At 69.5% G+C, this 24,928-nt stretch carries 37 protein-coding genes; all 37 read right to left on the minus strand.

Annotated elements, in window-relative coordinates; genetic code table 11:
• Position 1: 1 nt before the first annotated feature.
• Entirely contained in the window at positions 2-214 is a 213-nt protein-coding gene (locus Pph01_RS38955) for a hypothetical protein (RefSeq protein ID WP_204078281.1), read from the minus strand.
• An 11-nt stretch (positions 215-225) separates the two neighbouring features.
• The gene (locus tag Pph01_RS38960; protein WP_204078282.1) at positions 226-648 is read right to left on the minus strand and encodes a hypothetical protein; all 423 of its coding nucleotides are present in this window, start codon (positions 646-648) and stop codon (positions 226-228) included.
• Positions 645-905 carry a hypothetical protein gene (locus tag Pph01_RS38965; RefSeq protein ID WP_204078283.1) on the minus strand — a complete coding sequence of 87 codons (261 nt, stop codon included), beginning with the start codon at positions 903-905 and terminating at the stop codon, positions 645-647. The genes Pph01_RS38960 and Pph01_RS38965 overlap by 4 nt, the downstream gene beginning before the upstream one ends.
• A gap of 83 nt (positions 906-988) precedes the next feature.
• On the minus strand, positions 989-1,582 hold the full coding sequence (locus Pph01_RS38970) for a hypothetical protein (protein WP_204078284.1): 594 nt from the start codon (positions 1,580-1,582) through the stop codon (positions 989-991).
• A gap of 77 nt (positions 1,583-1,659) precedes the next feature.
• Positions 1,660-2,244, minus strand: coding sequence for a YkgJ family cysteine cluster protein (locus Pph01_RS38975; RefSeq protein WP_204078285.1), 585 nt, complete (start codon positions 2,242-2,244; stop codon positions 1,660-1,662).
• A gap of 69 nt (positions 2,245-2,313) precedes the next feature.
• Entirely contained in the window at positions 2,314-2,592 is a 279-nt protein-coding gene (locus tag Pph01_RS38980) for an HU family DNA-binding protein (protein ID WP_204078286.1), read from the minus strand.
• Positions 2,593-2,675: 83 nt separating this feature from the next.
• Positions 2,676-3,236: a DUF6349 family protein gene (locus Pph01_RS38985; protein ID WP_204078287.1), complete on the minus strand. Its 561-nt coding sequence runs from the start codon at positions 3,234-3,236 to the stop codon at positions 2,676-2,678.
• Complete coding sequence (locus tag Pph01_RS38990; RefSeq protein WP_204078288.1) at positions 3,233-3,805, minus strand: hypothetical protein; 573 nt, start codon at positions 3,803-3,805, stop codon at positions 3,233-3,235. Before Pph01_RS38990 ends, Pph01_RS38985 begins: the two co-directional genes overlap by 4 nt.
• A complete protein-coding gene (locus Pph01_RS38995; protein WP_204078289.1) occupies positions 3,798-4,070 on the minus strand; it encodes a hypothetical protein in 273 nt (90 codons plus the stop codon). The genes Pph01_RS38990 and Pph01_RS38995 overlap by 8 nt, the downstream gene beginning before the upstream one ends.
• A gap of 13 nt (positions 4,071-4,083) precedes the next feature.
• Entirely contained in the window at positions 4,084-4,842 is a 759-nt protein-coding gene (locus Pph01_RS39000; protein ID WP_204078290.1) for a Rossmann-fold NAD(P)-binding domain-containing protein, read from the minus strand.
• A 16-nt stretch (positions 4,843-4,858) separates the two neighbouring features.
• Positions 4,859-6,739 carry a DNA cytosine methyltransferase gene (locus tag Pph01_RS39005; RefSeq protein ID WP_204078291.1) on the minus strand — a complete coding sequence of 627 codons (1,881 nt, stop codon included), beginning with the start codon at positions 6,737-6,739 and terminating at the stop codon, positions 4,859-4,861.
• A gap of 70 nt (positions 6,740-6,809) precedes the next feature.
• Positions 6,810-8,438, minus strand: a complete 1,629-nt coding sequence (locus Pph01_RS39010; RefSeq protein WP_204078292.1) for a DUF3560 domain-containing protein — start codon at positions 8,436-8,438, stop codon at positions 6,810-6,812.
• Between the two features lie 83 nt (positions 8,439-8,521).
• The gene (locus Pph01_RS39015) at positions 8,522-8,839 is read right to left on the minus strand and encodes a hypothetical protein (protein WP_204078293.1); all 318 of its coding nucleotides are present in this window, start codon (positions 8,837-8,839) and stop codon (positions 8,522-8,524) included.
• Positions 8,836-9,336, minus strand: coding sequence for a hypothetical protein (locus Pph01_RS39020; protein WP_204078294.1), 501 nt, complete (start codon positions 9,334-9,336; stop codon positions 8,836-8,838). The genes Pph01_RS39015 and Pph01_RS39020 overlap by 4 nt, the downstream gene beginning before the upstream one ends.
• Positions 9,336-9,779 (minus strand): hypothetical protein, encoded by a 444-nt coding sequence (locus Pph01_RS39025; RefSeq protein WP_204078295.1) that lies wholly within the window; start codon positions 9,777-9,779, stop codon positions 9,336-9,338. The genes Pph01_RS39020 and Pph01_RS39025 overlap by 1 nt, the downstream gene beginning before the upstream one ends.
• Entirely contained in the window at positions 9,776-10,195 is a 420-nt protein-coding gene (locus tag Pph01_RS39030) for a hypothetical protein (protein ID WP_204078296.1), read from the minus strand. The genes Pph01_RS39025 and Pph01_RS39030 overlap by 4 nt, the downstream gene beginning before the upstream one ends.
• The gene (locus Pph01_RS39035) at positions 10,182-10,529 is read right to left on the minus strand and encodes a hypothetical protein (RefSeq protein ID WP_204078297.1); all 348 of its coding nucleotides are present in this window, start codon (positions 10,527-10,529) and stop codon (positions 10,182-10,184) included. Before Pph01_RS39035 ends, Pph01_RS39030 begins: the two co-directional genes overlap by 14 nt.
• Positions 10,526-10,804 carry a hypothetical protein gene (locus Pph01_RS39040; RefSeq protein ID WP_204078298.1) on the minus strand — a complete coding sequence of 93 codons (279 nt, stop codon included), beginning with the start codon at positions 10,802-10,804 and terminating at the stop codon, positions 10,526-10,528. Before Pph01_RS39040 ends, Pph01_RS39035 begins: the two co-directional genes overlap by 4 nt.
• An 11-nt stretch (positions 10,805-10,815) precedes the next feature.
• A complete protein-coding gene (locus tag Pph01_RS39045; protein WP_204078299.1) occupies positions 10,816-11,088 on the minus strand; it encodes a hypothetical protein in 273 nt (90 codons plus the stop codon).
• 61 nt (positions 11,089-11,149) lie between these two features.
• Complete coding sequence (locus Pph01_RS39050) at positions 11,150-11,887, minus strand: hypothetical protein (protein ID WP_204078300.1); 738 nt, start codon at positions 11,885-11,887, stop codon at positions 11,150-11,152.
• Positions 11,888-11,944: 57 nt separating this feature from the next.
• Complete coding sequence (locus Pph01_RS39055) at positions 11,945-12,268, minus strand: DUF6011 domain-containing protein (protein ID WP_204078301.1); 324 nt, start codon at positions 12,266-12,268, stop codon at positions 11,945-11,947.
• 142 nt (positions 12,269-12,410) lie between these two features.
• Complete coding sequence (locus Pph01_RS39060; protein WP_204078302.1) at positions 12,411-12,803, minus strand: hypothetical protein; 393 nt, start codon at positions 12,801-12,803, stop codon at positions 12,411-12,413.
• Between the two features lie 69 nt (positions 12,804-12,872).
• Positions 12,873-13,172, minus strand: a complete 300-nt coding sequence (locus Pph01_RS39065; protein ID WP_204078303.1) for a hypothetical protein — start codon at positions 13,170-13,172, stop codon at positions 12,873-12,875.
• A 27-nt stretch (positions 13,173-13,199) separates the two neighbouring features.
• Positions 13,200-13,454, minus strand: a complete 255-nt coding sequence (locus tag Pph01_RS39070; RefSeq protein ID WP_204078304.1) for a hypothetical protein — start codon at positions 13,452-13,454, stop codon at positions 13,200-13,202.
• Positions 13,451-14,020, minus strand: coding sequence for a hypothetical protein (locus Pph01_RS39075; RefSeq protein WP_204078305.1), 570 nt, complete (start codon positions 14,018-14,020; stop codon positions 13,451-13,453). The genes Pph01_RS39070 and Pph01_RS39075 overlap by 4 nt, the downstream gene beginning before the upstream one ends.
• 87 nt (positions 14,021-14,107) lie before the next feature.
• A complete protein-coding gene (locus Pph01_RS39080; RefSeq protein ID WP_204078306.1) occupies positions 14,108-14,446 on the minus strand; it encodes a hypothetical protein in 339 nt (112 codons plus the stop codon).
• A gap of 660 nt (positions 14,447-15,106) precedes the next feature.
• On the minus strand, positions 15,107-16,360 hold the full coding sequence (locus Pph01_RS39085) for a hypothetical protein (protein ID WP_204078307.1): 1,254 nt from the start codon (positions 16,358-16,360) through the stop codon (positions 15,107-15,109).
• A 594-nt stretch (positions 16,361-16,954) separates the two neighbouring features.
• The gene (locus tag Pph01_RS39090) at positions 16,955-17,329 is read right to left on the minus strand and encodes a hypothetical protein (protein WP_204078308.1); all 375 of its coding nucleotides are present in this window, start codon (positions 17,327-17,329) and stop codon (positions 16,955-16,957) included.
• Positions 17,330-17,345: 16 nt separating this feature from the next.
• Positions 17,346-18,788, minus strand: a complete 1,443-nt coding sequence (locus Pph01_RS39095; RefSeq protein ID WP_204078309.1) for a hypothetical protein — start codon at positions 18,786-18,788, stop codon at positions 17,346-17,348.
• Positions 18,788-19,651, minus strand: coding sequence for a hypothetical protein (locus Pph01_RS39100; RefSeq protein ID WP_204078310.1), 864 nt, complete (start codon positions 19,649-19,651; stop codon positions 18,788-18,790). Before Pph01_RS39100 ends, Pph01_RS39095 begins: the two co-directional genes overlap by 1 nt.
• A gap of 21 nt (positions 19,652-19,672) precedes the next feature.
• Positions 19,673-20,107: a hypothetical protein gene (locus tag Pph01_RS39105; RefSeq protein WP_204078311.1), complete on the minus strand. Its 435-nt coding sequence runs from the start codon at positions 20,105-20,107 to the stop codon at positions 19,673-19,675.
• 9 nt (positions 20,108-20,116) lie between these two features.
• On the minus strand, positions 20,117-21,760 hold the full coding sequence (locus Pph01_RS39110) for a hypothetical protein (protein ID WP_204078312.1): 1,644 nt from the start codon (positions 21,758-21,760) through the stop codon (positions 20,117-20,119).
• A 140-nt stretch (positions 21,761-21,900) separates the two neighbouring features.
• Positions 21,901-22,137 carry a hypothetical protein gene (locus Pph01_RS39115; protein ID WP_204078313.1) on the minus strand — a complete coding sequence of 79 codons (237 nt, stop codon included), beginning with the start codon at positions 22,135-22,137 and terminating at the stop codon, positions 21,901-21,903.
• Positions 22,134-22,604 carry a hypothetical protein gene (locus Pph01_RS39120; RefSeq protein ID WP_204078314.1) on the minus strand — a complete coding sequence of 157 codons (471 nt, stop codon included), beginning with the start codon at positions 22,602-22,604 and terminating at the stop codon, positions 22,134-22,136. Before Pph01_RS39120 ends, Pph01_RS39115 begins: the two co-directional genes overlap by 4 nt.
• Positions 22,605-22,624: 20 nt before the next feature.
• Positions 22,625-23,053: a hypothetical protein gene (locus Pph01_RS39125; RefSeq protein WP_204078315.1), complete on the minus strand. Its 429-nt coding sequence runs from the start codon at positions 23,051-23,053 to the stop codon at positions 22,625-22,627.
• Between the two features lie 23 nt (positions 23,054-23,076).
• Entirely contained in the window at positions 23,077-24,576 is a 1,500-nt protein-coding gene (locus Pph01_RS39130; protein ID WP_204078316.1) for a DUF2637 domain-containing protein, read from the minus strand.
• Entirely contained in the window at positions 24,573-24,911 is a 339-nt protein-coding gene (locus Pph01_RS39135) for a WhiB family transcriptional regulator (RefSeq protein WP_204078317.1), read from the minus strand. Before Pph01_RS39135 ends, Pph01_RS39130 begins: the two co-directional genes overlap by 4 nt.
• Between the last annotated feature and the right edge of the window lie 17 nt (positions 24,912-24,928).

Below are 24,928 nucleotides of genomic sequence, written 5' to 3' on the forward strand. Positions count from 1 at the left end.
CTTACGCCCGGTCCTGCTCGGTCAGGACTACGCCACCCGAGGCAAGCCGCTCAACGTGCTCCGCCTCCCAAGAGCCAGGCCGACCAGCGGTCAGCCCATCCTCATGGTCGGCCTGCACGGTGGCCAGTACGTTAGCCAGCCACCCGCCGAAGTCGCGTTCCCGCTCGGCCGCTTGCGCCACAGCGTCGATCGCTTCCTGTGTGTAGCTCTTCATGCGCTCTCCTACTACGGTTCGGCGATCTCAATGGTGAACAGCCGCTCTTCCAGCGCTGCTGACGGCTCCTCCCACCGGGCCGCGTTGAGCGTCAAGATCGGGCAGACCGAGACGTCGGCGATCGCCGCGGTGTGCGCCTCGACGACGTCCAAGCCGGTGACGACAGCCACCAGAGCGAGGTTCTCGGCCTGCTCAGCGTCCTTCAGCGGGGCGACGGTGACGTTCTCCATCGCGGCCAGGCCGTGCATGGCGTCGGCGGCCTCTTCGTTCCTCGCGTCCATGAGCGCGGCCGTGATGGCTAACGCGGACACGACCATCGGCTGCCCGTCGGCGTCGAAGCCCTGGATGAGGCTGATCACGCCCACTTCCCCGCGAACGATCTCGTGGAGGACGGTGGTGTCGATGATCACGGGGGTCGGGGTGTAGTCGCTCACGCGGTGTGGCGCTCCTCGAAGGCGCGCAGCTGCTCGTCGACGTGAGCACGTATCCGTGAGACGCGGTTCGGGTCGGCCTCTGCGGCCTTGGTGTTCCACCAGCGGCGGGCGCGACGCTCGCGCATTCTGCGTTCGGCGAGAGCATCGTTGACCACAGCGGAAACCGATGGCGCCTTGCCGGTCTCGAAGAGCTTATTGGCGTAGGCGGCGTTCTGCGGGTCCACCGTGACGGTGAGGCGGGCCTTGTTGTCGCTCATACTCGGATCATACTCCGCGACCTGCCGTCTGCCCTGGGGAAACGCCAGCGCGGGCCGGCCCCTGCTCGGCCCGCGCTGGGTGCTCAGGTGTCGTCGCGCAGGAGATCCCGCACGGCCTCGTCCCACAGCCGTGTCGGTGCCGCGGCCGGGCTGGTTCGGTAGATCTCGCTGGCCTTCGAGCTTCCCGTCTTCCAATCCAGGCTGTACGGCTCACCCCGCACGATGACCTCGTACTCGGCGCCCATCTCGTGGCAGACCGCCTTGAAGGTCGCCCCTGGCACGATGAAGGCGTCCATGTGGCGGTCGTGCCACTGCCTGCACAGGCCGCACAGCACCCACAGGTGATCGACGTCGTGCCACCTGTTCCACGGGCCGATGTAGCCGGGGAAGAAGTGCCTCACCCGCTTTACGGGCCCGTCCTGGACAGCGCGGATGATGACCTGGCTGTCGCCCCCGAGTCGGTCGATGACGGCCTGCAAATACTCGCGCGGGATGACGATGTACTCGGCCGACCACCAGACGCGCTGCCCGCGCGGTACGACGTCGTGGATGGCTTCCGACACCCATCCGTCCTGCTTGCCGCGCTGCTTGATGGCCACGTAGTCGGCGTACTGGCTGACGAGTGCCCGGTACCTTGGCTGCTTCCAGTCCTTGAGTGGCGGCTGGATCTCGATCATGTCCTCTCCCTGTGGCGATGTGGTGCTGGTCGTGACGGGGCGCGAGCCGTCCCCCGTTCGGCTCGCGCCCCGGCGTCTCATCCGCGCCGGCGGCGCGTCTTCTTCTTCGGCCTGGCGGGCGTCTGCATGCCGTGCTCGGCGGCCTTGCCCTGCCAGTGCTCGACGGCCTGGTCAGGCGTCGCCACGCGTCTGTTGTTCTGCACGTAGTCCTTGACGGTCCGCTGGAACTTCGGGTCGCCCATCCGCCGTTCGAGCCGGTCCATCTGCTCGGCGGTGAACCCCTGCGGGTTGCCGACGTCGAGCGACTGGGCGAGCAGGACAGACCCCTTCGTGTCCGACAGCAGACCCTCGTCGGGCTGGCACCCGTGCGGGCAGGGCATCGCCTCGGCCGCGCCCCACAGACGGCAGAGCATCGGTCGAACCTCATACACGCTGCACTGGCCGTCCTTGAGCGCCGGGCAGCTGTAGTCCTCGCCCTGGGCCATCTGCAACAGCGCGTCCTCGTGGTGCGGGATCGTCACGCCGCGCTCGCGGATGCGCTGGCGCTCGCGCGGGTTCATTCCGATCGGGCCGCACGAGTCGGAGCAAAGGCCCTTGCATCCGGGCTGCGGCACCTGGTCGTACAGGGCCTGGAGCTGGGCGTCCATCTCGGATCGCTTCAAAGCTGGTCCTTAGTTCGAGGGGAAACGAAAGGGTGGCCCTCCCCCCCGGAGGGCCACCCTGGCTCACTGCTACTTGCTGACGGCGTCCTTGAACGCCTTGGACGCGCGGAACCTCGGGACCCGGCGACCCGGGATCACCATCCGCTCCTGCGTGTTCGGGTTCCGGGCCTCGCGGGCGGCACGCTGCACGGGCTCGAAGACGCCGAGGTCGCCGAGCCGGACCGTGCCGCCGGCGGCGACCTCCGCCGTGATGACGTTGATCAGGCGGTCGACGATCCGGCCTGCGGCCGCGTTCGACTTCAGGTCGTCGGTGGCGGCCAGCGCGGCCTCCAGCTCCTTCTTGTTCATGGCACTCCCCCTGCGTAGGTGATCGCAAAAGACGTTAGGGCCGTATTTCAGCACAAGTGACGCATCTGGCGCACCTCGGTGCGTCAGATCTCCAGTTCGAGCATCGGCTGGGGAGGTCCCGGGATCCGCTTCTTGCGCTTCTTGTAGGTCGCGGCGATGTCGTAGCCGCCGCCGGGCGCACCTCCAGGGATAGGCCGAGGCCCGGACGTCTCCTTCCGGACGGTCACGATCGGGCCGCCGCAGTCCAGCCAGCCGGCCGGGTAGGCCTTGGTGACGGCCGCGAACCATCTGTCGTACGGCTTCGGGTCGTGCCTGAACCGCTCCGGAGGCGGCTCCACGCCGGGCAGTGACCGCCACTCGGGGTGTGTGTGGTCGTGTGCGTCCTCTACGGCTTCGAGTTCCTTCCGCCGCTCGTCGCCTTCGTAGTCGCAGTCGATGCAGGCCCCGCGATACAGCAGGTGCCACTTCGGTTCGTCGACGACGCGGGCAAGGATTGTCGGCCGGTGTCTGCTGCTCTTGGCCGGGATGAGGCCCTGGTATCCGGGGTGAGTGATGTGGATGTCCCACATGCCGCGCCGCTGGTCTCTCGGAGCGGACTCCTTCGCGAGGCGGCGGCCAGCCGCACCGCGAGGCTCGGACGTCATGCGCCACCGCCGAGAGGGGTGTCGTGCTCTTCCTTGCGCCGCTTGGCCTCCTTGGAGGACTCGGCGATGCCGTGGAAGTCGCACGGGCAGCTGAGCCACCAGAAATGCCGGTCAATCTCGCGGATGAACGCGCCGTTCGACGAGACGTTCTTGTCCCGCTGGGTGGTCCTGCGGATGGTCACCCGGTGGACGGGCTCTACGCCGGGGAGGCGCTGCGGCAGCATCTGCGGGTACCGCTCGGTGAGCTTGCGGTTGACCTCCAGCCATTCACGCTGGAGACGGGCGAGCTTGGCGTCCGACAGCAGCGCGATGTACTGGGCGCCGAGGTCGTCGGCCATCCACTGCCGGTACTCCTCGAGCAGCGGCCGCGGCGGGTCGACGACGTCGGAGCCGAGGAACTCCCGCTGGTGGTCTCCGAAGTCGATGAGGTAGCCGAAGAACGCGGGCTTGCTGCGGCGGATGACCTCGACGACGTGGCCGATGACGCCGTACGCGCGGCGAATCTGGACGCGGTCACCGGGCTGGTAGGTCTTCGGCCTGGGCGGCCGGGCCGGCTTGCGGCTAGGCACCGGCCACTGCCGCGACCATCGCCATGGCCTGCTGGTGCGCGAACTCCGCATCGGTGCCCGGGTTGTCGTCCATCACCAGGTCGACGAGCGCGTTCACCGCGACGGCGGCCTTCCAGTCGGCCTCCAGGTGGTCAGCGGGATCGTCGCTGCTGGCACGGACGAGGTCGACGAATCCGAGGTCGTCCACGGCGTACTGCAAGCGGAAGCTCGCGGTGACGGCCCTGCATTCGGCGAGCGGCTTGCGGCAGTGGATGCAGACAGTCATGTGTTTCTCCTGGTCAGAGTAGGGCGAGTTGTTCGTGTAGAGGTGCGGGCCTGGGCTGTGGTGGTGATGGCGGCGGGCCTAGCCGGGCGCGGAGGTCGTAGCGGCCGTCGTAGGGGTCGGACGTCAGGTCCTCGACGTCGGCGAGGGCGTTCTCGTCGTCGAGCAGCAGATGCCACGTCCACCCGAGTGCGCTGGGGAGGTGCTTGTCAGGGCCGTTGGTGAGGAGGGTTCCGTCAGCTGAGTCGGCGCCCATGGCCGCCGCGGCGTACCGGTCGCGCTTGAGAGAGTTGACCCGCCCGACGTGGACCCACCGTCCAGCCATGTATGCGGCCCGCGAGAGGACGGCGGCCGCGGGGCTGAGTTTCCAGGAGGTCGAGCCGCCGACGAAGAACACGTCGAAGTCGGGCCAGTCCCAGTACGGGCAGAACTCCATGAAGTCCTGGGCGACCAGCGCGACCGGATAACCCATCTCCCGGATGCGTTCCAGGAACGGGTACGACCGGTTGATTGAGGCGTACGCGTTGAACGGGACGTCCGGCGCGGTCGCGAACAGGCACCGGTCAGCGAACGGGGCGCGCTCCTCTAGCCAGTCCATGTACGGGCCGTCGCCGACATACTCCGTGCCGAAGATGCCGGAGTCGGCGGCCCACAGCCCCTCCTCCGGGATGCGGTTCCCGGAGGAGGGAGTGACGATGGCGCCGAGCCGGCCCGCGTGGATGTGCTCCCGGATCCGGTCCGTGGACGGTGGAGCCAGGTACAGCGGCGGGTGCATGGTAGCGGAACCGCTATCAGGCGGCCATGCCGAATGCGAAGCGGTCCAGCTCGATGCCCAGGATGGCCTCGACGACCGCGCAGGTGAGGACCTCGGCCATGGGCGGCGGCACGGCGTTGCCGATCAGTCGGACGATGTCCCGCTGCGTCTTGGCGACGAACTGGTAGTCGTCCGGGAAGGACTGCATGCGCTGCAACTCCCGCTTATTGAGCATCCGGAACTTGATCGACGAGACGTCGACCTTGCCGTCCGGGGTGAGCAGCGCCCACCGGTCGCGGGTGGGCAGCGTCCCGACCGGCTCCGACACGGGGTTCACGCTGCCGTTGCCGTAGTACGACATGAGCAGCGATTCGTGCAGTCCGGGCACGGTGACGAGCGACTGGTGCCCGGTCTGGGTGATGGTCCGCACGGGCTCGTCGAACGTCGTGCAGTGCTCGCGCCCGTCGCCCTTGCTGCCGTTGTTACGCATGACGAACCCGGCGGGCGGCTCGAACCCGGGGGGAACGCCGAGTCCGTGGTGGAACCCGCCGGCCGTGACCGCGTGGGCGGGGTCCTCGTAGGCGGGCCTGGACTTGAGCAGGTCACCGCCGCCGCGCATGGGGAACATCAGCGGCTGCGGCCCGTCCGGCGGGCTGACGAGCGCGTGGTTGGAGCCGTCCGCCATGACGGTCGCGGTGGGGTCGGTGTGCGGGTTGGTGTTCCGGGCGCGGCCGGACCTCAGCAACGTCAGGAACGCATCGGGCGCGAACGCCAGCCCCGACTCCAGCCGCGTCGTCTGCGTCCGGAGCGGCTCGCTGCTCGACTTGGCCTGCTTGCCGTCGCGTCCTTCGCAGGGCACGACCAGGGCGTTGGCCTCGCGGGTCGTGAGCGTCCGTACCGGCTCGTCGACCCCGGTGGTGTCGTTGTTCCACGTGCCGCCCGCGGGGGTGAGGAACGGCTTGATCCAGTGCTCCTCGACCCCGGCCCTGACCCGGTTGATCGTCGTGGGCGCCAGGCCCTCGGGCTTGTCCTTGGTCTTCTTCCGCGACCCGATCGGCGTGCCGAGGTCGGTCCAGTCGATACCGGCCGCGGCGGGCAGCACGGGCGGCTCGACCATCTGGCCCTTGCAACCCAGCTCCGGGCAGACGTAGTAGTACTGGCCGTTCTTCGGGCCGTAGACGCCCATGTCCTGGCCGGGCTGCTTCCACGCCTTTACGGCCTGGATCCAGCCGCCGTGGCGGTGGCAGTAGGCGTAGGGGTCGAACCACTTGCGGTAGTTCGGCACTCGGCCGACCGACTCGTGGATGCCGACGATGAGCATCCGGTTGCGAGACTGCGGGGTCGGCGCCAAGGTCCGTCCCTGGACGTGCATCGCGTTGATGGGGATGACTTTGACGATGTAGCCGAGCTTCCGCAGCTCCCGGATCCACCGGTCCCAGTGGGCCCAGAGCCGGGCTTCCTTGACGTTCTCGACTCCGAAGCCGAGGACGGGCCGGCCGTACTTGTCCTGGCAGTGCCGCAGGTAGGTGACGACCTCCTCCATCAGGGCCCGGCTGCGCATGCCCGCCTTCTGGTCCTCGGTGAGGTCCTCCAACTCAGCCCACAAGGCGAGCTGGTTCTCCTTGTCGAACCACCGCTTGTCGCCGCGCGCCCCGGAGAAGCGGGGGCAGGCCGGCGATGCCCAGAAGAACGGGGCGTACGGAAACCGCTCGATGGCGTCCTGCTTCTGGACGTCACCGAGCCAGAAGTCGACATCGGGGTGGTTCGCTCGGTACGTCCACTCGCAGGGTTCGGCGTGGTTGGCCGCGAACGCGACCCTCATGCCGGGGACGGCGTTGATGCCGGTTCCGGAGCCGCCACCTCCGGCGAACATCTCGGCCGCAGTGAGGTCGTCAACGCCGACGAATCGGTTCAGCATGTGGTGCTTTCCTTCGTGAGAGGGGGCGGCCCCGCCCGTGATCGGGCGGGGCCGGGGTGTTGGTGAGCGGTTACGCCTCGGGCGCGGGGATGATCGCGATGACCGTGTTGGCGTTGGTGGCAGGGGCGAACGACCCCGCGGGCAGCGGCTCGAACCATCCGCCGCGCTCGTCGACCATGGCCCGGAACCTCTCGGCGTCCTTGGTCTGGCGGTAGATGACCGAGGCGCCCATGACCGCGACGAGCAGGCCGCCGGGCTTCACGAACTTCGTTGCGTGGGCCACGTGGTAGAGGTCCTTGCCGTCCGAGAACGGCGGGTTCATCACGACCCGGTCGTAGACGCGCTCCTCCCCTCGCGCCAAGAAGAGGAAGTCGCGGATGTCGACGCGGTTCAGGTCGGGCACACGCTCGACGAGGATGTTCGCCAGGTCATGGCTGATCTCGACGCAGTCCACGACCGCGCCCCGCTCGACGGCGGCCGCGGCGATGTTGCCGGTGCCCGCCGAGGGCTCGAGGACGGCCATGCCGGGATGGATGTCGGCCAGTTCCATGAGCCGGTCGACGACCATGGGCGGCGATACGAACGCCTCCAGGGAGCGCGACACCTGGACGTTGGCCATCTCCGTCTTCGCCTTGAGCTGGTCGGTGTCGACCTGCGGGACTTCGACCTTCGGCGCCGCCGGCCGCTTGGCCGCCGCACGTCTGGGTGCGAGGACGGTCGGCCCGTCTTCGCCGTGCGGGCACTCGATGCCCCTGATCTCGGTGAACTTCACCTTGTCGGGCCAGGAGTAACCGGAGTCGGCGGACACCGTGACCCGGTTGACCTTGAGGATGGTGCTCCGTCGCCGCCAGTAGTGCACCGTGTCCCCGACATGGACGTTGTGCGGGCCGTACGTGATGTGCGTCCCCTCGGCTTCGGCGGCCTCGATCTGCTTGCGGTCGTACTCCAGCTGGTTGTCCAGCTGGGCCTTGCGGGAAAGCAGCCGCTCGCGGTGGTCGCCGGTCGCGGGCTCGTGCACCTCGATGTAGTACGGGTTGCCCCTGTGGTCGAGGTGCCGCCGCTCGTAGCCGTCCAGTTCCTTCTGGATCTTCCGAAGCTCGGCCTCGGCCGTCTGGATGCGGCGCGCGGTCACGTCCGGTCTCGCCGAGCGCGCGGCCGCGCTGCCGACAGCGTTCGCCCGGCGGGCGGCGTCCTGCGCCTCCGCGTCCTCGGCGATGCTCGTCCGCATGGCCGAGTCCATCCGCTTCCTGTCGCGCTGCGCCCCGCGCTCGGAGTGGTGCCCGACGAGGATGGGCTGCCCGCCGGCGAACCGCTCGGACAGCTGGTCCGCTCGGTCGGCGGCTGCGGCCGCGTTGCCTGCGTGGCGTTCGGCCTTCGTGGTGAGTGCGTCGCGCCGGTCGTCGAGCCGGTCGGCCTGGTCGGCGAGGACCTGGGCGCGGTCGCGGTGCTCGTCGTCGATCTCGACGTCGACCTCGAACCCGGCCTGGCGCAGGGCCTCGGCGGCCTTGTTGATCGCGTATCGGTCGGCGACGCGGTCGCGGGAGTTGCGCAGGCCGATCATCCGCATCGACGGGAAGTACTTGAACCCGCCGTTCTCCCACTTGCGGACGATGTCGTAGACGCCGTCGCCCTTGTCGGTGCCGTAGATGAGCGTGCCGTCTTCGTGGTTGTGGCGGATCGTGATGGTGCCGGTTGGCATTGTGGCTGGTCCTTCTGTTGATAGCGGTTCCGCTGTCTGCCTGCTGGCCCCGTGTGGCGTCCGGGGCCAGCAGGTGGGGGTGTTCAGTCGTAGCTGACGATCTCGAAGCCGTCCGGGAGCTCCACCGGCTGATTGCAGGTGTTGCACTCGAAGCCGTCGCCCTCGAAGTTGCCATCGCCCATAGAGGCGGCGATCTCGCCCGGACCGACGATGTCCAGCTCGTTCTGCCGTGTCGCGATGTCGAGCTCGACGATGTCGTCAGCCACCCCGCAGTCCGGGTACGGGCAGACCAGGACGCCGTCACGGACCAGCGCCCGCGGGTTGGCTCCCAGGACCACGCCTTCGAGCACTGTCGGGGCCAGCTCGGCGCTGCTGGACGGTGCGGGCAGTTCGGTGCTCACTGCTCCGCCTCCGGCCCGCGCGGGAGGCCGTACTTGGCGTTCGGCGGGCCGAGGACCACCGTGATGCCGAGCTCGACGGCGCGGGCGGCTGCGGACGCTGCATCAGGCGCCCATTCGCGGACCCGCCACTTGCCCCGGCTCTGGTCGCACAGCGCGTAGTTGGCGTACTCCACGTCGCGGTCGCCATGGCGACCGTACGCGACCGGTCCCTGAGGCCGGTACCGGCTGGTGCCGTCCGGCAGGATCACCCTCGTGTGCCCGTGCGGCTGGCAGTACCTGCACGGCCACACCTTCGCCGGGATGTCGAAGACGCGGTCGTAGGTGCCGGTCACCTTGCTGGTGTCCTTGACGCCCTTCACCTTCGGGCAGGCGGGGACGTGGAACTCCTTGCCCAGGTCGGCGTGCGGGGCCAGCACGTAGGTGTGCTCGGCGTCCGGCTCCTGGTAAATGGGGTGGTTGAGCAGGACAATCGGTCGCGGGATCCGACGCATCGCCATCACGCGGCCACCTCGGCCTCGGCGTGAACGAGCGTGGTGTACGGCTCGCCCGTGCTGCCGTCGTCGTAGCTGACGACGAGCCGGACGATCTTGTCGTCGACGGGCACGATATCCGTCACGATCCCGGCCTTGTCGCCGCACACGACCCGCTGGCCGAGGCGGAACGCCGACATCTGCTCGCGGTTGCCACGCAGGTAGATCGACAGCAGCCCCAGCGGCAGCACGCCGGCGGGGCTGGCCTGTCCGGGGTACTGGACGGCGGCCGCGAACGCGTCGTGCCCGTTGAAGCCGACGACGATGCGCCAGTCGTCGCGGGTCAGCGCCAGGTCGTAGGTGTTGGAGTCGTCGGACCGGTCGGCCGTGGCCGTCCAGCCGGTCAGCTTCGCGTTCGTGCTGATGATGGCGTGGGTGTGCCTGCTGGTGGTGGTGGCGGGCTTTCTCATCGGTTTCTCCCTCGGGGGATGTGGTGGCTGACGACCTCGGCGAGGTCGTAGACCTGGGTGGGTAGGTCGGCCGGGTGGCCGCATAGGCAGCACCTCCCGGCGAGGACGACGCCGCCGCGCACGTCGAGCCACCACCGGTTGGCGGCGGTCGGCATGATCCGGTCGAGCAGCGCGGCCGCGATGGCGTTGTGCGGGCGGTCGCCGGGGTGCCCGAGCTTGGCGACGATCAGGTGCTGGGCGTCGAACTCCTCGACGTCGACGACCTCTCGCTCGGTGTTGCCCTCGCCGAGGGTGATCGTCCCGGACAGGTAGGTCGTGTCGAGCCGGTCGGGCTCGGCCAGCGGCAGGAGCACACGCTCCCCCGCGTTGAGGTCCGTGGTGAGCAGCAGCCCAGCCACAGGGTCAGGCATGGTCATGGTGGTGCCTCCCTGATGGGGGTGTGAGCAGGTGGTTGAACGCGGCCTCGACCCAGCTGTCCGCCATCTCGGCGGCCGCGGGGTTCCGGTCGAGTGCGATGCGGTAGTGCCGGTGGGCGACGTCCCACGCGGCGTGCATGTCGACTTCGGTCTGCTCCACCAGGTCGACGGCGTCGCCGTACTCGCCGAGGTAGAGCATCGCCCGGCCCGGGTCGCCGTCCTCGACAACCCGGGTGGCGCGGTCCTTGACCGCCTGCGCGATGAGGATGGTCTTGCAGATACGCAGGTAGGCGTCCGCCTCGCCGTCGCCGGTAGAGACGAGCTCGTCGATCACTGCGCCCATCCGAAGTCGGGCAGGCAGTTGAGGAGGCCGATGATGTGGCTGGTGCCCTCGGCCTTGCGGTTGCTCTCGTTCGGCTGCCAGGTAATGGACATGCGCAGTGCGCGGCCCTTGCTGGCGCTGACGTCGAACGTCCCGAAGTACGGCCCCTTGCTGAGCCGCAGCTGGTAGACGCTCCGGTAAGGCTGGTCAGGGATGTTGACGGTCCACCCCTCGTCGCGGAGGCGCCGGACGATCTGGGCGGCGTAGCGGTTCGGCGTGTACGGCATGGCAGGTCCTTTCACGGCCGCAGCTGCTGCGGCAGGTCGGTGATGGGGATGCGCTGGACGTGGCCGCCCCAGTTGGCGGCGGTGATGGCCGCGTGGCCGCGGGCCCAGATGCACGGCACTCCGGTCCGGTAGTACGGGTCGTAGGTGCCGTCGCAGTCGATGCAGTTCGCGCCGATGACGTAGACGTTGCGTCCGCCGTCTGGGCTGATGGCCGCGAACGCGTAGCCGAGGTCCTGGGCGAGGTCGGGGTTGGGGGTCTTGTAGAGCGGGGCGCGGTCGAGCATCGGTCGTCCTTTCGGGGCGGCCCGGCCCGCGCCGGTGGGCGCGGGCCGGCGGGGGAAGATGTCAGCCGATCTCGTCGTCGTTCGGCCGCTCCGCGAGGGCGCGGATGTGGGCGAGGGCCTGGTCCGTCGACCACTTGGTGGTGCCTCGCACCTGGGAGATCCCGGTGAGGTGGTACATCAGCGCGCGGCGGTCGTCCTCGGTCGCGTCGGGGTCGGCGAGGAACTCCGTCATGCAGATGCTCATGACGGTGCGGGCCTTGGCGTCGCTGGTGACCGTGATGCCGGGGATGTGCACGACCTCGAGGCAGCCCAGGTGCTTGTAGGCGGTGTAGCCGAACGGCGCGACGAGCTGGTCAAGGGTGCCCTCGCCGCATTCGCGCCAGACGGGGCTGTCGCCAAGGTGCGTGTACATCTCGTGGAACGCGGCGTCCAACTTGAGGAACACCATGGGCTTACGCGGTCTCGGCCGGTTGTCGACGATCACGTTGCAGGCAGCCCCGCCGCACAGCCAGAGGCCGTTCCACTGCTCCCACTGGGCGTCGTTCTCGGACGGCTGGAGGATTGTGCCGTCCTCCGTGCACTCGTAGAAGCCGCCGTAGGCCGCGATGTTGCCGCACCGGCAGGTCATCTCGTCGTGCTCGTCGATCATCACGATTCCGCGCGGCTCGACCCCAGCGCCGGGCACCCGGAGGGGCACGACGAACTCGTAGGTCTTGGGGCTCTCGACGGCCTCGGCGGTCTCGGTCATGGCTGCGTGGTCCTCTCGGTCGGTGGGCAGGTCTCGGTCGACGTCGACCATTGGTTCTCTCTTTCGGGGAGGCCCGCCCCGCGCCGGCGGGGCGGGCTCGAGGTGGCGCTACAGGCCGGGGAAGTACTTGGCCTTGCAGACGGGGCCGATCCCGTCCTTCACCGACACGGGATCGGTGAGGAGGCGGAAGCAGCAGCAGCAGATGCCGTACTCCTGACCGAAGCCGCTGGCGTCGTCGAGCGTGATCTTGTCGCTCGGGGTGAACTCGGCGGGCTTGATGAACGAGGCGTAGCGCCGCACCTTCTTGCCGACGACGCGGATCTTCTTGGCGCGCAGGTGTCCGCTGCGCGCCTTCTTGAGCTCGTAGATCTCGCCGTTCTTCTTGTAGACACCGGGCTCGACGGTGGTGGCGGTGGGGCTGGTGGTGCTCATGACGTTCTCTCCTAAATGACCGGTTGGGGTGCGTTACGCTGTCCCCACTGGGTCTCCGTTGTGGCGACGAGAGATCCCGGGGCTTGTGGTGTTGGGATGGCCGGACCTGTGGCGGGTCCGGCCATCGGCCTTTGAAGAGGTGTTAGAAGCAGGCGTCGCCGTGCGGGCCGACGAGCTGCCGCGTGCGGGTGAGGCCGGGGTACTTGCGGCTGTGCTGCTCGACGTCGACGGAGTTGTCCATCCAGTACGTCTTCTCGCCGTCCTCCCACTCCGGGTCGTCCTCCTCCATGTGGCGGACGTACTGCCGGTAGCGCTTCTGGAGCCGGTAGACCCGGGCGTAGTCCTCCTTGGAGAGCCGCAGGTGGGTGCGCTGGTGGAGCCAGTAGTCGCCGTGGTCCTCGGGACTCGTCAGCCAGTAGTCCTTGACCGAGCGGCGCGAGCCGTGCACCTGCGTGTTCGCGGCGAGCCAGCGGAGCACGTCGGCGGCGCTGCGGAACTCCATGTCCTGGTCGCGGAAGTACTTGGCGATGATCACGAAAGGTCTCCTCAGTGGGTCAGCAGGGGGAAGCGGCCGGGCCCGCGGTGGACCCGGCCGTCAGCGCTTTCAGCGGGGCAGGGCCAGGACGCGGATGGCCTGCGGGTTCACGGGCTCGACCCACACGCCCTCGGGCAGGGGAACCGGCTTGTAGACGGTGCTGTAGCCGTAACCGGACATCCCGCCGTGGCGCACCAGGAACGCCCAGTCGAGCAGGTGGTGCGGCCAGAGGATGACGCGGCCGCCGTCGCCGTCCCAGTCCTCGTCCATGACCTGCGGCGGGTAGTCGGGGTGGCCGCCGAAGTGCTCGGCGATGCGGTCGGCGAGGTCCTGCGCGACCTGGTCGGTGATCTCGATCGTGGCGTTCATCGTGTCTCCCTGCTGATTGCGGTTCCGCTATCGGGTGGCGATCATCGCGTCGTACATGGAGCACCCTTCGAGCATGGCGTGGAGGATCGCCTCCTCGGCCATGGCCCTCCCCCAGTCCTGGGTGCGGAGGACCTCGACCAGGGCCTCGCGGACGTGTCCGTAGGCGCCCGGGTCGCGGGCGAGCGTCTGGTCCCTGGCCCGGTCGAGCATCCGCAGCGTCTCCAGCAGGTGCTCCGCGATCGACCGGGTGTCGGCGGCCGGTGCCGCGAGCGTCGCGGTCACAGCTGACCGTCCGCGTGCGCGACGGCCTCGGCGATGAACTTGCCGGTGACGAGCGCGTGGTCGATGGCGGCGACCGCCAGGTCCCGATCGACGGACTGGGTGCCGAGCAGGGTCACCAGGACCTCGTGCAGCTGGGCGCGCACCGGACCGTAGTGGTCGCCGTACTCGACCTTGAGCGCGGCCGCCTTGCGGAGTCCGTTGAGCAGGCTGTCCGCGAGCACGATCGGCGGCGCGGGCGGCTCGGCCTCCTCCGCGTGGTAGATGACGACCCAGTTGAGGACGTCGTCCAGCATGTCGCCGGTGAGCTCGTCGAACGTGGCGTCGGGCGAGTAGGGGCGAGTCCCGGTCTTGTCCTCCACCTGGTGGCACAGGTCGTCCCAGAAGAAGCTCGCTGTCTGGCCGATGTCGTCCAGGTGGGTGGTGAACTCCTCGTCGGTCCCGGCCGGCCCGGCGAGGATTCGTGCGATGGTCGCGAAGATCTGGGTCGGTGTGCCGCCCGCCTCGCGGACGTCCCTGGCGGCGTCGGACAGCTTCTCGCGGCTGGCGGTGGTGACGGTCGAAAGCATCGGTTTCTCCTCAGGAATGCGAAGGCCCCGCGAACCGTGGGGGTTCGCGGGGCCGTGCCGGTTGTTGTGAAGCTGGTAGCGGTTCCGCTACCAGGCTGCGATGGGGTCGCGGTTCGCGAAGAGCGTCGCGGCGACCAGTGCGTGCACCTGGACCTGTCCGGCGATGAGGGGCGGCAGGTCGTCGTAGGTGACGCCGTTGTCGAGGTCGAGGCCGCTTCCCTCCGCGTTCATCGCGGCGGTGTCGGCCGCGTCGCGGTAGATGTAGTCGGTGGCCTGCTGGAGCAGTTCGTCCCACGTTGCGGTGAGGTGGGGGGCGGCGGTGTCGGTGGCCGAGAAGGCGAGTGCGTCGAGCACGTGGGTCGTGGTCGCTCGTGCCTGTCGGGCGGCTTCCCACATTTCATAGGGGGGCGGGACTGTGGCGGTCACGCTGTCCTCCGGGGCGTTTGTGCTGGTCAATTGCGGTGCTTGGACTTCGACAGTAACACGTGTAAGAGCGTGCTTAGTAACTGTGGTGCTGCGACGATCGTTTTTGTTGATCACAATATGGTTACCGTCTCAGACGCGTTCTAAGCGGTTCGACGCGTCAGACGCACCTGATGCACTGTCGCGCGTCGTTCGCGTCTCTCTGTTGATCTCGTGCACGCGTGGAGGTCATTTCGACGCTCGACGCGACGCCACGACCGGCGGAGATGCGACAGAACGACAAAACGAATCTACGCCGTAAAGGGGCGCGCTCCCGTACGGCGCAGCCGGCCCCGCCGCCACTCCCCCGCCGCACGTGGCGCGGCTCTTGGGCACCGATGCGGTGATCCATGTCCGTGTGTCCGGGTACAGGGGGAGCCGAAGCGGCACCGTAGGTGCCGTACCGGCGACCTGTACGGCGGCCCCGCCTTTACAGCGTAGATTCGGATCTGTCGTTTTGTCGCTTCGCCGGACCGGCACCCGAGCCCCGAGGTAACCTCGACACACGACGCGGCACCGCCAGGTGCCGCCCTTCATCGAGGTCTCTCCTCGCCACGGCGAACGAACGACCGGCAACGAACGCGGCACGCCAGGTGCCGCCCTTCATCGCCACGGCCCGCCCCATCACAGGGCGGGCCGTTCGCGTTCCGACCGCGCGCGCATCCGCGCCCGGGCCAGCACCACCTGGCGTCGGCGCAGCTCCTCGTCCTCCACCACAGGCTTCGGAGCCGGGGCCTCGACGAGCACGCGCTGAGCCTCGATCGTGTCCTGCGCGGCCGCGTCGACCAGCGCCCAGCGCTCCACCTCGCGCGGCCGCCGGGCCAGGACGGCACGAGCCGCACGGTACGCCGCGCTCGGGCCGGCGGCCGCGACTCCAGCGACGACAGGTTGGGGCGCCAAGGCCTCCGCCCGGGTCAGCCGCGGGGCGAGCTCGAGCGGCCCGCCGACACGAGCTGCGTTCAGCGACTCGCGCTGCGCACGCCAAGCCTCCTGCTCCGAGCGCACCTTGGCCGCCGCGGCGTCGAGCCGCTGCGACTTGCTGGCCACGGGCCGGCCGTCGACGTCGAGCCACGCGGCAAGCCTGTGCTTCACCCATCCGGGGATGTGTCGGAGGTCGTCGACGTGCTGCCAGGTGTAGGTCCAGGCCGTGCCGTCCGGCTTGTGGTCCAGGGCGTGGAGCACGTCGTCGGCGGTCCAGCCAGCGACGAGGAACACCCTGGTCAGGTGCCTGATGTACCACGGCGACAGCCGCCGGAGCGTGGTGCTGGTGTCGCGGATCTGCTCGGCGGTCTGGAGTGCGTGGCGCTTCGTCCCTGGCGATGCGGGCCGCGCGCTCGTCGGCGAAATGCGGGTCTTACGGCGAGATGATCTTGTCTCTCGCGCGTGCGTAGGACCTTCTGTAACTCTCTCAGGGAGAGTTACAGAAGGGGGTTCAGTTGTCGTTCTGTCGGTACGCGATGACGTTTTGTCGGTGACCGGAGCGACGTCATCCACCTGCGGCGACGGCACACACAGCACCCACACCGCCGCACGGTTGCCCAGGCCGTCATCGTCGAGGCCCATACGGGTGCCCTTGCGGTAGCGGACCGTCGTGCCCTCCTCGACCGTGCCGAGGAAGCCGCGCTCACGCAGCCAGCGCACCCAGCGCTTCACCGTCGACAGCGCGAGGTCGGCCTCCTCGGCGATGCGCTGCTCGGTGGGCCTGGTCGTGAGTGTCGTCCAGTCGGCCCAGTTCGACAGGGCGGTGGCCACCTGCATCAGGTTGCGGTAGCCGTGGCAGCGGAGTGCCAGCGCGTCAGGGTGCTCCTTGACGGCGCGGACGAACTCCTGCTGCGAGCCCGCAGGCCGCATTCCCTCGGGGACGGCGCCGAGCACCACCCGCCGAGTGAGCGGGGCGAGGAGGTCGGGGAGGTCGCAGACCGTGGCGAATGCCGTACGAGGATCGCCGGAACGGCTCTGCGGCGGGGATTTGGGAACGTTCGGGCGACACGCGGACCCACCGATTTGCGGGCGCGAAGGACCGAACGCTTGGCGGGATGCTATCTTTTCCTCCAAGCGAAAGACGCGTGGACCCAAGCGATCGGCTCTCCCTGGCGGCCAAACCTAGGAGCCAATCACTACGGCCAAGCGAAAGAGATCTGGTTCAGATCTGCGGATGAAGTTGTCTTCCTGCGCTCCCCTTCGGGGGGGCTTATTTTTTTGCCCTGTGGCGACTCCGTGAGGGGTCGAAGTTACGTGGATGTAGTTCGGGGCAAGCATTCCACAAGGGCCACATGGGTTGCGGTCGCTTCTGGCGGGCGTGTCGCAGTTGCCGGGGCGGCGATTGCTCGCGACACACCTGACGCACCTGACGCGCTAGAGCACACCATAGCGCGACGAGTGCGGACATAGGAGACACGCACGCAGTGATGCACCAAAACGATCACTTGTGATTCCGACCACACGTCGTCACCTGCCGCAACGCCGGACATTTCAGCGGTTCCGGCCGCTCAGCGGCGCGTCGCAGGCCCGCAGCCGTCCTGACGCGCGGCGGCCGGCCACCACCGCGGCGGCCGACACCAGCAGCACCGTCCCGCCGACCAGACCCCATGTCGCGGCCACCAGCATCCACAGCGTCGCAACCGTCGCAGACCCGCCCACCGGGGACGCCCCCCGCCGGAGCAGCGGAACCACCACCGACACCACGGCGAGAGACACGACCGGCAAGACCAGCTGCGCCTCCTCGCTCACCACATCGCACGCCAGCGCGAGCAGCTGTGTCCCCGCGAACCAACCCGCGCACGCCAGCCCGCGCAGCACCGCACGGCCGGCCAGGTTCTCGACCCGGGCATTCTCGAACGTCGTCACGGCAACCTCCTCCAGATCAGCGGTTCAGGGCGTACAGGCCGCGACCGACCCGGGCGACGTCGCCCTCGTCAGCGAGCAGGCCAAGGCTGTTGCGCACCGAACCGACCTTGACGGCCTTTCCGCCGTCCGCGTTGACGGCGTCGAGGACGTCGGCCGCCGTCATCGGGGCATCAGCGGAGGCCAGGACAGCCTGGACTCGGTCCTCCAGGAGGCCGCCGCTATGACCGGCGCTGATGCTCACGACCGCGCCGGACTTCGACTTCTCTTCATGCTCGGCCTGCAATGCCTGGCACAGCGCAGCCATCGCGACAGGGTCGTGACGGGAGGCGTAGGCCGCGGCGGCGGCCGCGTGCGACGCGACCTCCAGGCGGGCGGGCTCGTCGTCCCCGTACAGAGCGAGGATCTCGGGGTCCAAACCGGGAAGGGGCGCAATGGAGCCGACGCGCAGGTGACGCATCATCGCGGTCGGGCGCGGCCCGGACAGCACGTAACCGGTGCCCTGTGTGCCAGGGGCGTCGTCATCGTCGTCCTCGTCCAGGTCGAACTGGGAGCGCAGCACGCGCTCCGCGAGAGTCTTCGGAATGGTCTGGAGCTGTTCCCCGGCGGGCAGCAGGCCGTCCCCGACCAGCTGGCGCATCATGCTCGACGACCAGCGGAGCAGGGTCACCTCGCCTTCCTTGAGCATGGCGCGAAGCGTGTCCGACCCGCCCAGCTCCTCCAGGTGGGAAGCCTGGGCGGCAAGGCCGATGCCGACACCGACAGAGCGGCCCGTCCTGCCCAACTCCTTGATCAAGCCGGTGGCCTCATCCCGGTAGGGGGCTCCCTTCTCCAGCAGCCGGTTCGCTTCGTCGATGCGGACGTGCAGAAGCGGGTCACCGCCAAGCGCGAACGAGTTCCGCCCGGCGGCGCTGTAGCGGCGCATCCGCGCATGTGCGACGGCGACACCCGAGCGCAGGATGAGGATCGCTTCCTCCTGGCTGCTGCCGTAGAAGTCGACGTTGCCCTTGGCCTCAGGCACTGACTGGCCTTCCTTGAGGTCGGCCAGCCAGGACACGATGCCGTTGATCTTCTCGGCGATCAGCTCCAGTTGCAGCGCACGGGACTTTCCGGCGCCGGTGGTGCCGAACAGCAGGAACCTCTGCGCAGACCCCGTCGACGGGTCGAACAGTCGCTTACGGACGGGCCTGCCGTTGTGGTAGACGCCAGCGACGATGCGGCCGTGCCGGTCCATCACCAGGTCTTCGCGGGTCACGGCCCGGACGTTGGCGAGCGGGTTGCTCGGGTAGACCGTGACCATCGCCTGGCGTGACCCGTCCGTCTCGACCACGATGCGGGTCGGGTCGGTGATGCCCAGCGCCGAGCGCAGCGCGGCCAGGTCATAGCGGATGACCTGGCCGGCCGGGACTTCCAGCATCAGCTCAACGACCTCGTCGGCGGCCGCCAGCGTGGGCATGCTCATTAGTTCCTCTCCTCAGGGGCGGCACCGGGGCGGCCGACACGAACGCCGGTCAGGACGGCACCGGGCATCGCGACCGGGGCGATCCGCTGAGCCCAGACCGTCGCCGGGTCCTCCTCGGCGGGCTTGCCGATCGTCAGGCGACGCACCGCAGCGCCGCGACGGGGCACCGGACCGATCGTGATCAGCTCCTCGGGGACGTCCATGAGCGCCGACAGGTGCCGGATGGAGATGTCCGGGACGGGCTGACCTGGGTCGACAGACCGGATGATGGCCCGCATCGAGGCCTCCCCCGTCCGCTCGATGTCCTCCAGGACCGTGCCGGAAGCCGTCCCGCCGGCGACAGCGACACGGCTCGCCCACCACTGCGCGACCGGGTGCCCGTCGACCACCTGCTGCACCGGGGCCAGGGCGACGGCCGCCGCGGCGGGCGGGGGCGGCGGCGCCACCATGAGGCGAGCGACGCGGGCCGGCCGCAGCATCCACGTCGCGGTCGACCACACAGTCAGCCCCAGCGCCTCGCCCCAGTGGATGCCCGGCACGACCTGCTCCGCGATCAACAGCGCGGCGAGGCTGGCGCCGGGCACCAGGTACAGCGCAGTCGCGGCCGCCTTCTGGTGGCCGGACGGCTTCCACAACCGCAATCCCGCCAGGCCCGCGCTGGACAGGACCGCAGTCGCCAGCAGCGACCCGCCAGCGACCGCAGGCGTGAACAACCCGATGGCCGCCGCGGCGATACCCGCGACGGTCGCCACGCGACCCACCGCGCTACGCACGGCGTCCAAGCGGCGGCGCGCCCGCTCCACCTCGGGCCAGGCCGGGATAGTCAGGTCAACCTTCATCAGCGGCGGCATGGTCGGGGGCATGGTCGTCTCCTTCAATCCAGGTCAGCGGTTGCTGTAGAACGATGCGTCGGCCATAGGGACGGGCATTGCCCTGATGGACTCGGCGACCGGCCCGTAATCGGCCTGGTGGGCGGCGGACGTCTCGTCGAACAGCGTCGCCAGGTCCTCCGTCTCGGCGGCCATCGCCTCGGCATCGGCAAGCACCGACTGCATGACGGTCGCGGCGTTGCGGTGCTCGCTGATGGTGTCGCGGTCGACCCTCAGGCCCGCCATCTGATCCGCCAGCCGGTTAACCCCGGCCGAACAGCCCTCCACGTAGTGGTAAGTACGGCGGACCCGCTCGCTCAGGCCGCGCAGCTTGATCCCGGCCACGGCGAGCTGGGCGATGAGGATGCCGTAACGCACGGCCTCCATCAGCACGCTGGCAGTTGCCGCGACCACACCGCCGGTCGTCTCTGCGCTCTCCAGCTCTCCCATCACGGCCTCCTATTCGTTGTGGTAGTCGCGCTCGGCGGGGCGGGTGTGGCCCATGTCGCGGGTCACGTCGGCCGGGTTCTTGTGGCGGGCCTCGGCGTTGCTCCCCGCGATCGAGATGGCCTCAGAGGCGCGCGGAAGGTTCTCGGCGATGGCTTCGGCCTTCGCTTTGACCGTGGCCGTCTTCTCCATGAGCCGCGCCACCATGCCCAGCAGCACTCCGGGCACCTTGAGCTCGCCGATCTCGGCGTGCAGGGCCTCCAGCCTGTTCCGCAGCAGGTCGCAGCCCTCGGCGGTCGCCTCGGCCTCGGCCACCCCGTCAAGGATCTGCTCGGCCATGTCGGCGTCGGCCTCGATCACGTCGTAAACCGTCAACTCCGCGTCGCGGTACTGCGTGTTCGTCTTGGGCGCCGCGCTCAAGGCCCGGACTCCTTCCTGCGTGAGGGCAAGGGCCTCGTGCTTCCGCTGGCGAGGCTGGTCGACCCGCTCGGACGACTCCACCCGCACCGTTCGGTCAGCGGCCGGCGGCGGCCGCATCCCGGCGAAACCCGGAGGCGGCGGAGGCGTGGCCTGCTCCTGCGCCCGCTCCTTGTCCTGGTCCGCTCGGGAGCCGGTCGCGTTCTTGCTGCTGGTCCAGCGCTTCGGGCCTGCGCTGTCCGTGGAGGCCTTCCACGTCGACTTGCGCCGCCGCGGGCCGTTCGGAGGGGTGGGGTTCGGAGCAGCCTTGTCGCTGGTCCCGGGGCGGCCGGTCGTCCAACGCTTCGGGCCTGCGGTGGCGCCTTTGCCGGAACCCTCCTTGGGTGCCTTCCAGGTCACCTTGCGGGCCGTGGCGGGCTTCGCCCCCTTGTCGGGGGTGCCATTCGGGTTCTTCGTCTTCGACGGCTTACCGCTGGTCACGGCGGGGTCAGCCGTCCGACGCGGACGCAACTCGACCTGGCCGGAGCTGCCCTTGCGGCGCTTCGGCCTGGTCTTCGTGTCCTCGTCCCAGACCGTCTTGCCGCTCCGAGCAGACTTGTGGCCCTTGGCGTCCTTGCCGCTGGCCAGCCCCAGCCCCTTGGGCGATCCGCTGTGCGGGCCGCCCTTGCCCTTCCCGAGCCCGCCCAGGCTGCTCTTGCCTCCGCTGTCGCTTGTGCGGCGCGCGAACGCGCGTGAGCCCTTCGTCCCACCGCCGAGCGAGCGCAGCAGGGACGACCCCGAGGAGCCTCCCGATCCACGCCCACCGCGGGGGCCGGCCACGGCCGCCTTCGCGGCCGACCTATCGGCGGCCGCGCGGGTCTGGTCAGCGAGCGCCTGGCGGTGACGGGCGCGGTGCCACATGCCCTTAGCAGCTGCGACACCGAGCGCCGTCATCAAAGCCACCGCGACCGCCAACGCGCTCCGCGCGGTCGGGTTGTCGGGGTCGTCCGGCGACGGCAGCGCGAACGCGCCCTCCTCGTCGCTGTCCGGCCGGGGGAAACCTGGCATGGTCAGCGCCAACGGAGGCCGCATCTCCTCGACTCCCGGCATCCGGGGCCAGGAGCCGGCCGGGGCCGGGGCCGACTCCTCGACGTCGTCGGCAGCGGAACCGCTATCGGCGTTGGGCTCGGGGGCGTCGAGGGAACCTCGCATGAAGATGCGGGGCAGCCGCACGACCTTGTCGTCGTCGTTGGCGCTCACGTTCGCCTCCCTTCCTGGGGTTGACAGTCGGTAACCGAATGGGGGATCCTCGCGCGCCGCGCGTACGCGCGCCGCGCCTTACGCGCGTGCGAGGCCGTCTCGGCGCATGAACATGAGGACGGGCATCACGCTGTGTCACCTCAGAGTCGGCGGGCTTCGGCGGTCTCGTGCCCCTCGGCCCACGTCGCGAGCAGCACGGCAAGCTCGTGCATCGCCCGGGGGTTGCCGCCGCGCTGGGCACTGCGCGCGGCGGCCTTCGCCCGGTCAAAACACACCTTGGCCAGCGAAGCATCGTCAGTGGCGGCCTCCATCCGTGGATTCCAGGTGTTGGCCAGGTTCTCCAGCCGACGCCGCCCCAACCGAGTCAGTCCGCTCATGCCGACCGCTTCCGGCCGTCGTCCCTGATCAGGTCAATGAAGTCCCTGCTAGGCGGGTCAGCAGCACGCGGCGCCGACTTCGGCTGTGCCGTGCGCTGCGGACCGGGGATAGCGGGAACCTGCCTGGCCTGCGCGGCCGCCTCACGGGCGGCCGGGATCTCGTGGCGGCCGCGCCGGTAACGGGCCTCCAGCTCGAAGGTCAGTGTCGCGGCCTTCTCGATGTGGGCCTGGATCTCGCCGAAAGGGCTGGTCACCCAGCGGTGGCGCCACCACGCCTCGAAGGTGCTGTAACCCTCGGGTCGGTTGGCCTTCCACATGGCCTCGGCGTCTCGGCGGATGCGTGCCACATAGTCGGCCTGAGCCGACAGAACCTGCCGGAGCTGGGCGGTGAAAGCCTCCACCAGCTCCGGCCGGTCCAGCATGTCCCCGGACCAGTGATCCTGCCCGGACGACGAGGTTGTGCTCACAAGAGTTCCTTTCTGAGGGGTTACGCCAGCAGTGCGGCGATGACGGCGTCCCAGCTGATCAGCGGCATCTCCTTGCCAGCCGGGACGAGCTCGTACAGGCCGGTCATGACGTCGGCGAGCTGCTGCCGGTCCACCCGGAACAGCGCGAGGTCGAGGTCTCCCTGACGGACCTGCCACAACGTCCACTGGGGCTCGGCCGCGGGGCAGGCCCGCAGCGACTGCTTGTCCGGCGCGGCCAGGAACTCAGCCCGGCCGGCCACGCACTCCAGGAGGACGGACCGGGGCGCGATGATCACGTCGTGCCAGTCCTCGATCTCGATGCGGACGAAGAACGGGTCCGCCGTCCGGTAGATCAGCTTGGCGTTGTGGTACTCGTCCGTCACCATGTCCCACGCGTTGATCGCGACTGTGCGCTCGGCGACTCGCTCCTGGCCCTGCTCGATGCTCATTGCTGTCTCCTTCCGTGCCGTTGTTAGTTCGCGGACGAAGCGGTTTCGTCCGCGTGCTCTGTGCCGGACGGTCCGCCGTCCGCCGTGTCGTTCTCCTGCGCGGACGAGGCGGTCTCGTCCGCGCTGTCGGTGGCGGACGAAGCGTCCGCGCGCACCAGGGCGAGCAGCCGTCCGGCCCGGTCGTTGCTGATCGTCAGTCCGCGCCCTTTCAGCGCGGCGGAGAGCCGGTCGCGGGTCAGGTTCACGCCGTTCCGCTCGTGCTCGGCACGGATGTTCCGTCCGAGTCCCAGCAGCCGCGAAACGTCGTCCGTCCCTGCGGACCGTCCGCCCGTCCGCGTCGTCCGTCCGCTGACGCTGGCGCGGACCGTCCGCCCGTTCGTCCGCCCGCCGTCCGCCGCAGTCACAGCAGCCCGTCCGCGCGTACGAGACTGGCCGCCCGCACTCTTCGTCCGCGCGGACGAAGGCCTCCGGGCCGACTTCCGTTCGCCGTCCGTCTGCGTTCCGTCCGCGACGTTCGTCCGCGCTTCGTCTGGCGCGTTCGTCCGCGTCTCGTCCGCCGACTCCAGCACGCCGGCGACCGCCGGACGGTACTCCGGGACCAGCCCGGCGCCGACCCGGTTCACGAACCGCGCGATGCCGTCCATCGCGGCCGCCGCGTCCGGGTCCATCCCGTGCAGCTCCTGTGAGACGGCCGCCAGTTGCGTCAGCGACAGCTCCAGCTGGGCGCGCTGCGCGGCGATGACCGCCGTCTGCGCGTCCTCCACCGACTGCCACGCCATGCGGGTGTTGCGGCGCGTGCGGATCACGTCCACCGCGATCTGCGGCGACTGCACGCCCTCGCCGACGGCCCACTTGAACGCGGCGAACGTCTCCTTCCGGTGCAGCGCCCAGCGCAGGACGCTGAACTTGGGTGCGCGCGGGTCGATCAGGCTCTGCTCACGGAGGTCCTTGCGGTGCAGGTGCCGCGAGTGCATCGACCACAGCCACGGCGACGCCAGCGAGCACGCCGCGAACAGTTCCGGCGTCTGCGGCACGTGCGAGTAGTTCAGGTACGCCGCCGCGGCGCCGATCAGGTACGAGGTCATCCGCAGGCGGAAGGCCGAGTCACCCTCGCGGAGCGCGACGTGCGCGTGCCAGGAGACGTACACGGCGACGGACTCGACGATCGCGGCCGCCATGACGGCGGTCGGTGTCGGCCAGCCCAGCGCCTGGAAGACCAGGAACTGTCCGGCGACGGCGACGATGTTGACGCCGAGGTTCGTGGTGGACATGACGGCCAGCCGGCCGACGGCCCGCGTCCGGTCGGTCCACTGCGAACGCCGCTCCGTCCACCGTGCGCGGCTGCGCTCACGTTCGTCCGCCGCGAGCTCGCGAGTCCGGCGCTCGACCTCGGCGCGGTGCTCGGCGTCGTCGACCTCACGAGCGCGGCGGGCCTCGGCGCGGAGCCGGTCCTGCTCGATGCGGAGGCGCTCCGCTTCGAGTCGGGCCTGCTCGCGCTCAGGCGAGCGAGTGAGGAGGCTCATGCCGCCACCTCGATGCCGGCGACGCCGGTGCGGATCTCGTACCGTTCGAGCGGGGTCGTGGCGGCGGTGATGCCGTCCGTCTCGTACAGCGGCATACCCTCCTCGATGAGCAGCTGCCGCTCGAGGCACGACGCCTGGATGGGGCAGTCGCCGCAGAGCTTGCGGGCGATGTCGCGGAGGACCGTCTCGTCCTCGGTGAGGGGGAACCAGTCGTCGGGGTCGGAGGCGCGGCAGGTGGCGGCGCTCGACAGGACGATCTCGTCGAGCGTGCGGAGGCGGTGCTCACGCTGGGCGGGAGTGGCAGTGCCCGCGTGTGTCACGATGTGGCTGGGCATCGGGTCTCGGTCCTTTC

It is taken from the genome of Planotetraspora phitsanulokensis, assembly GCF_016863295.1.
In the GTDB taxonomy this organism is placed as follows: Bacteria; Actinomycetota; Actinomycetes; order Streptosporangiales; family Streptosporangiaceae; genus Planotetraspora; species Planotetraspora phitsanulokensis.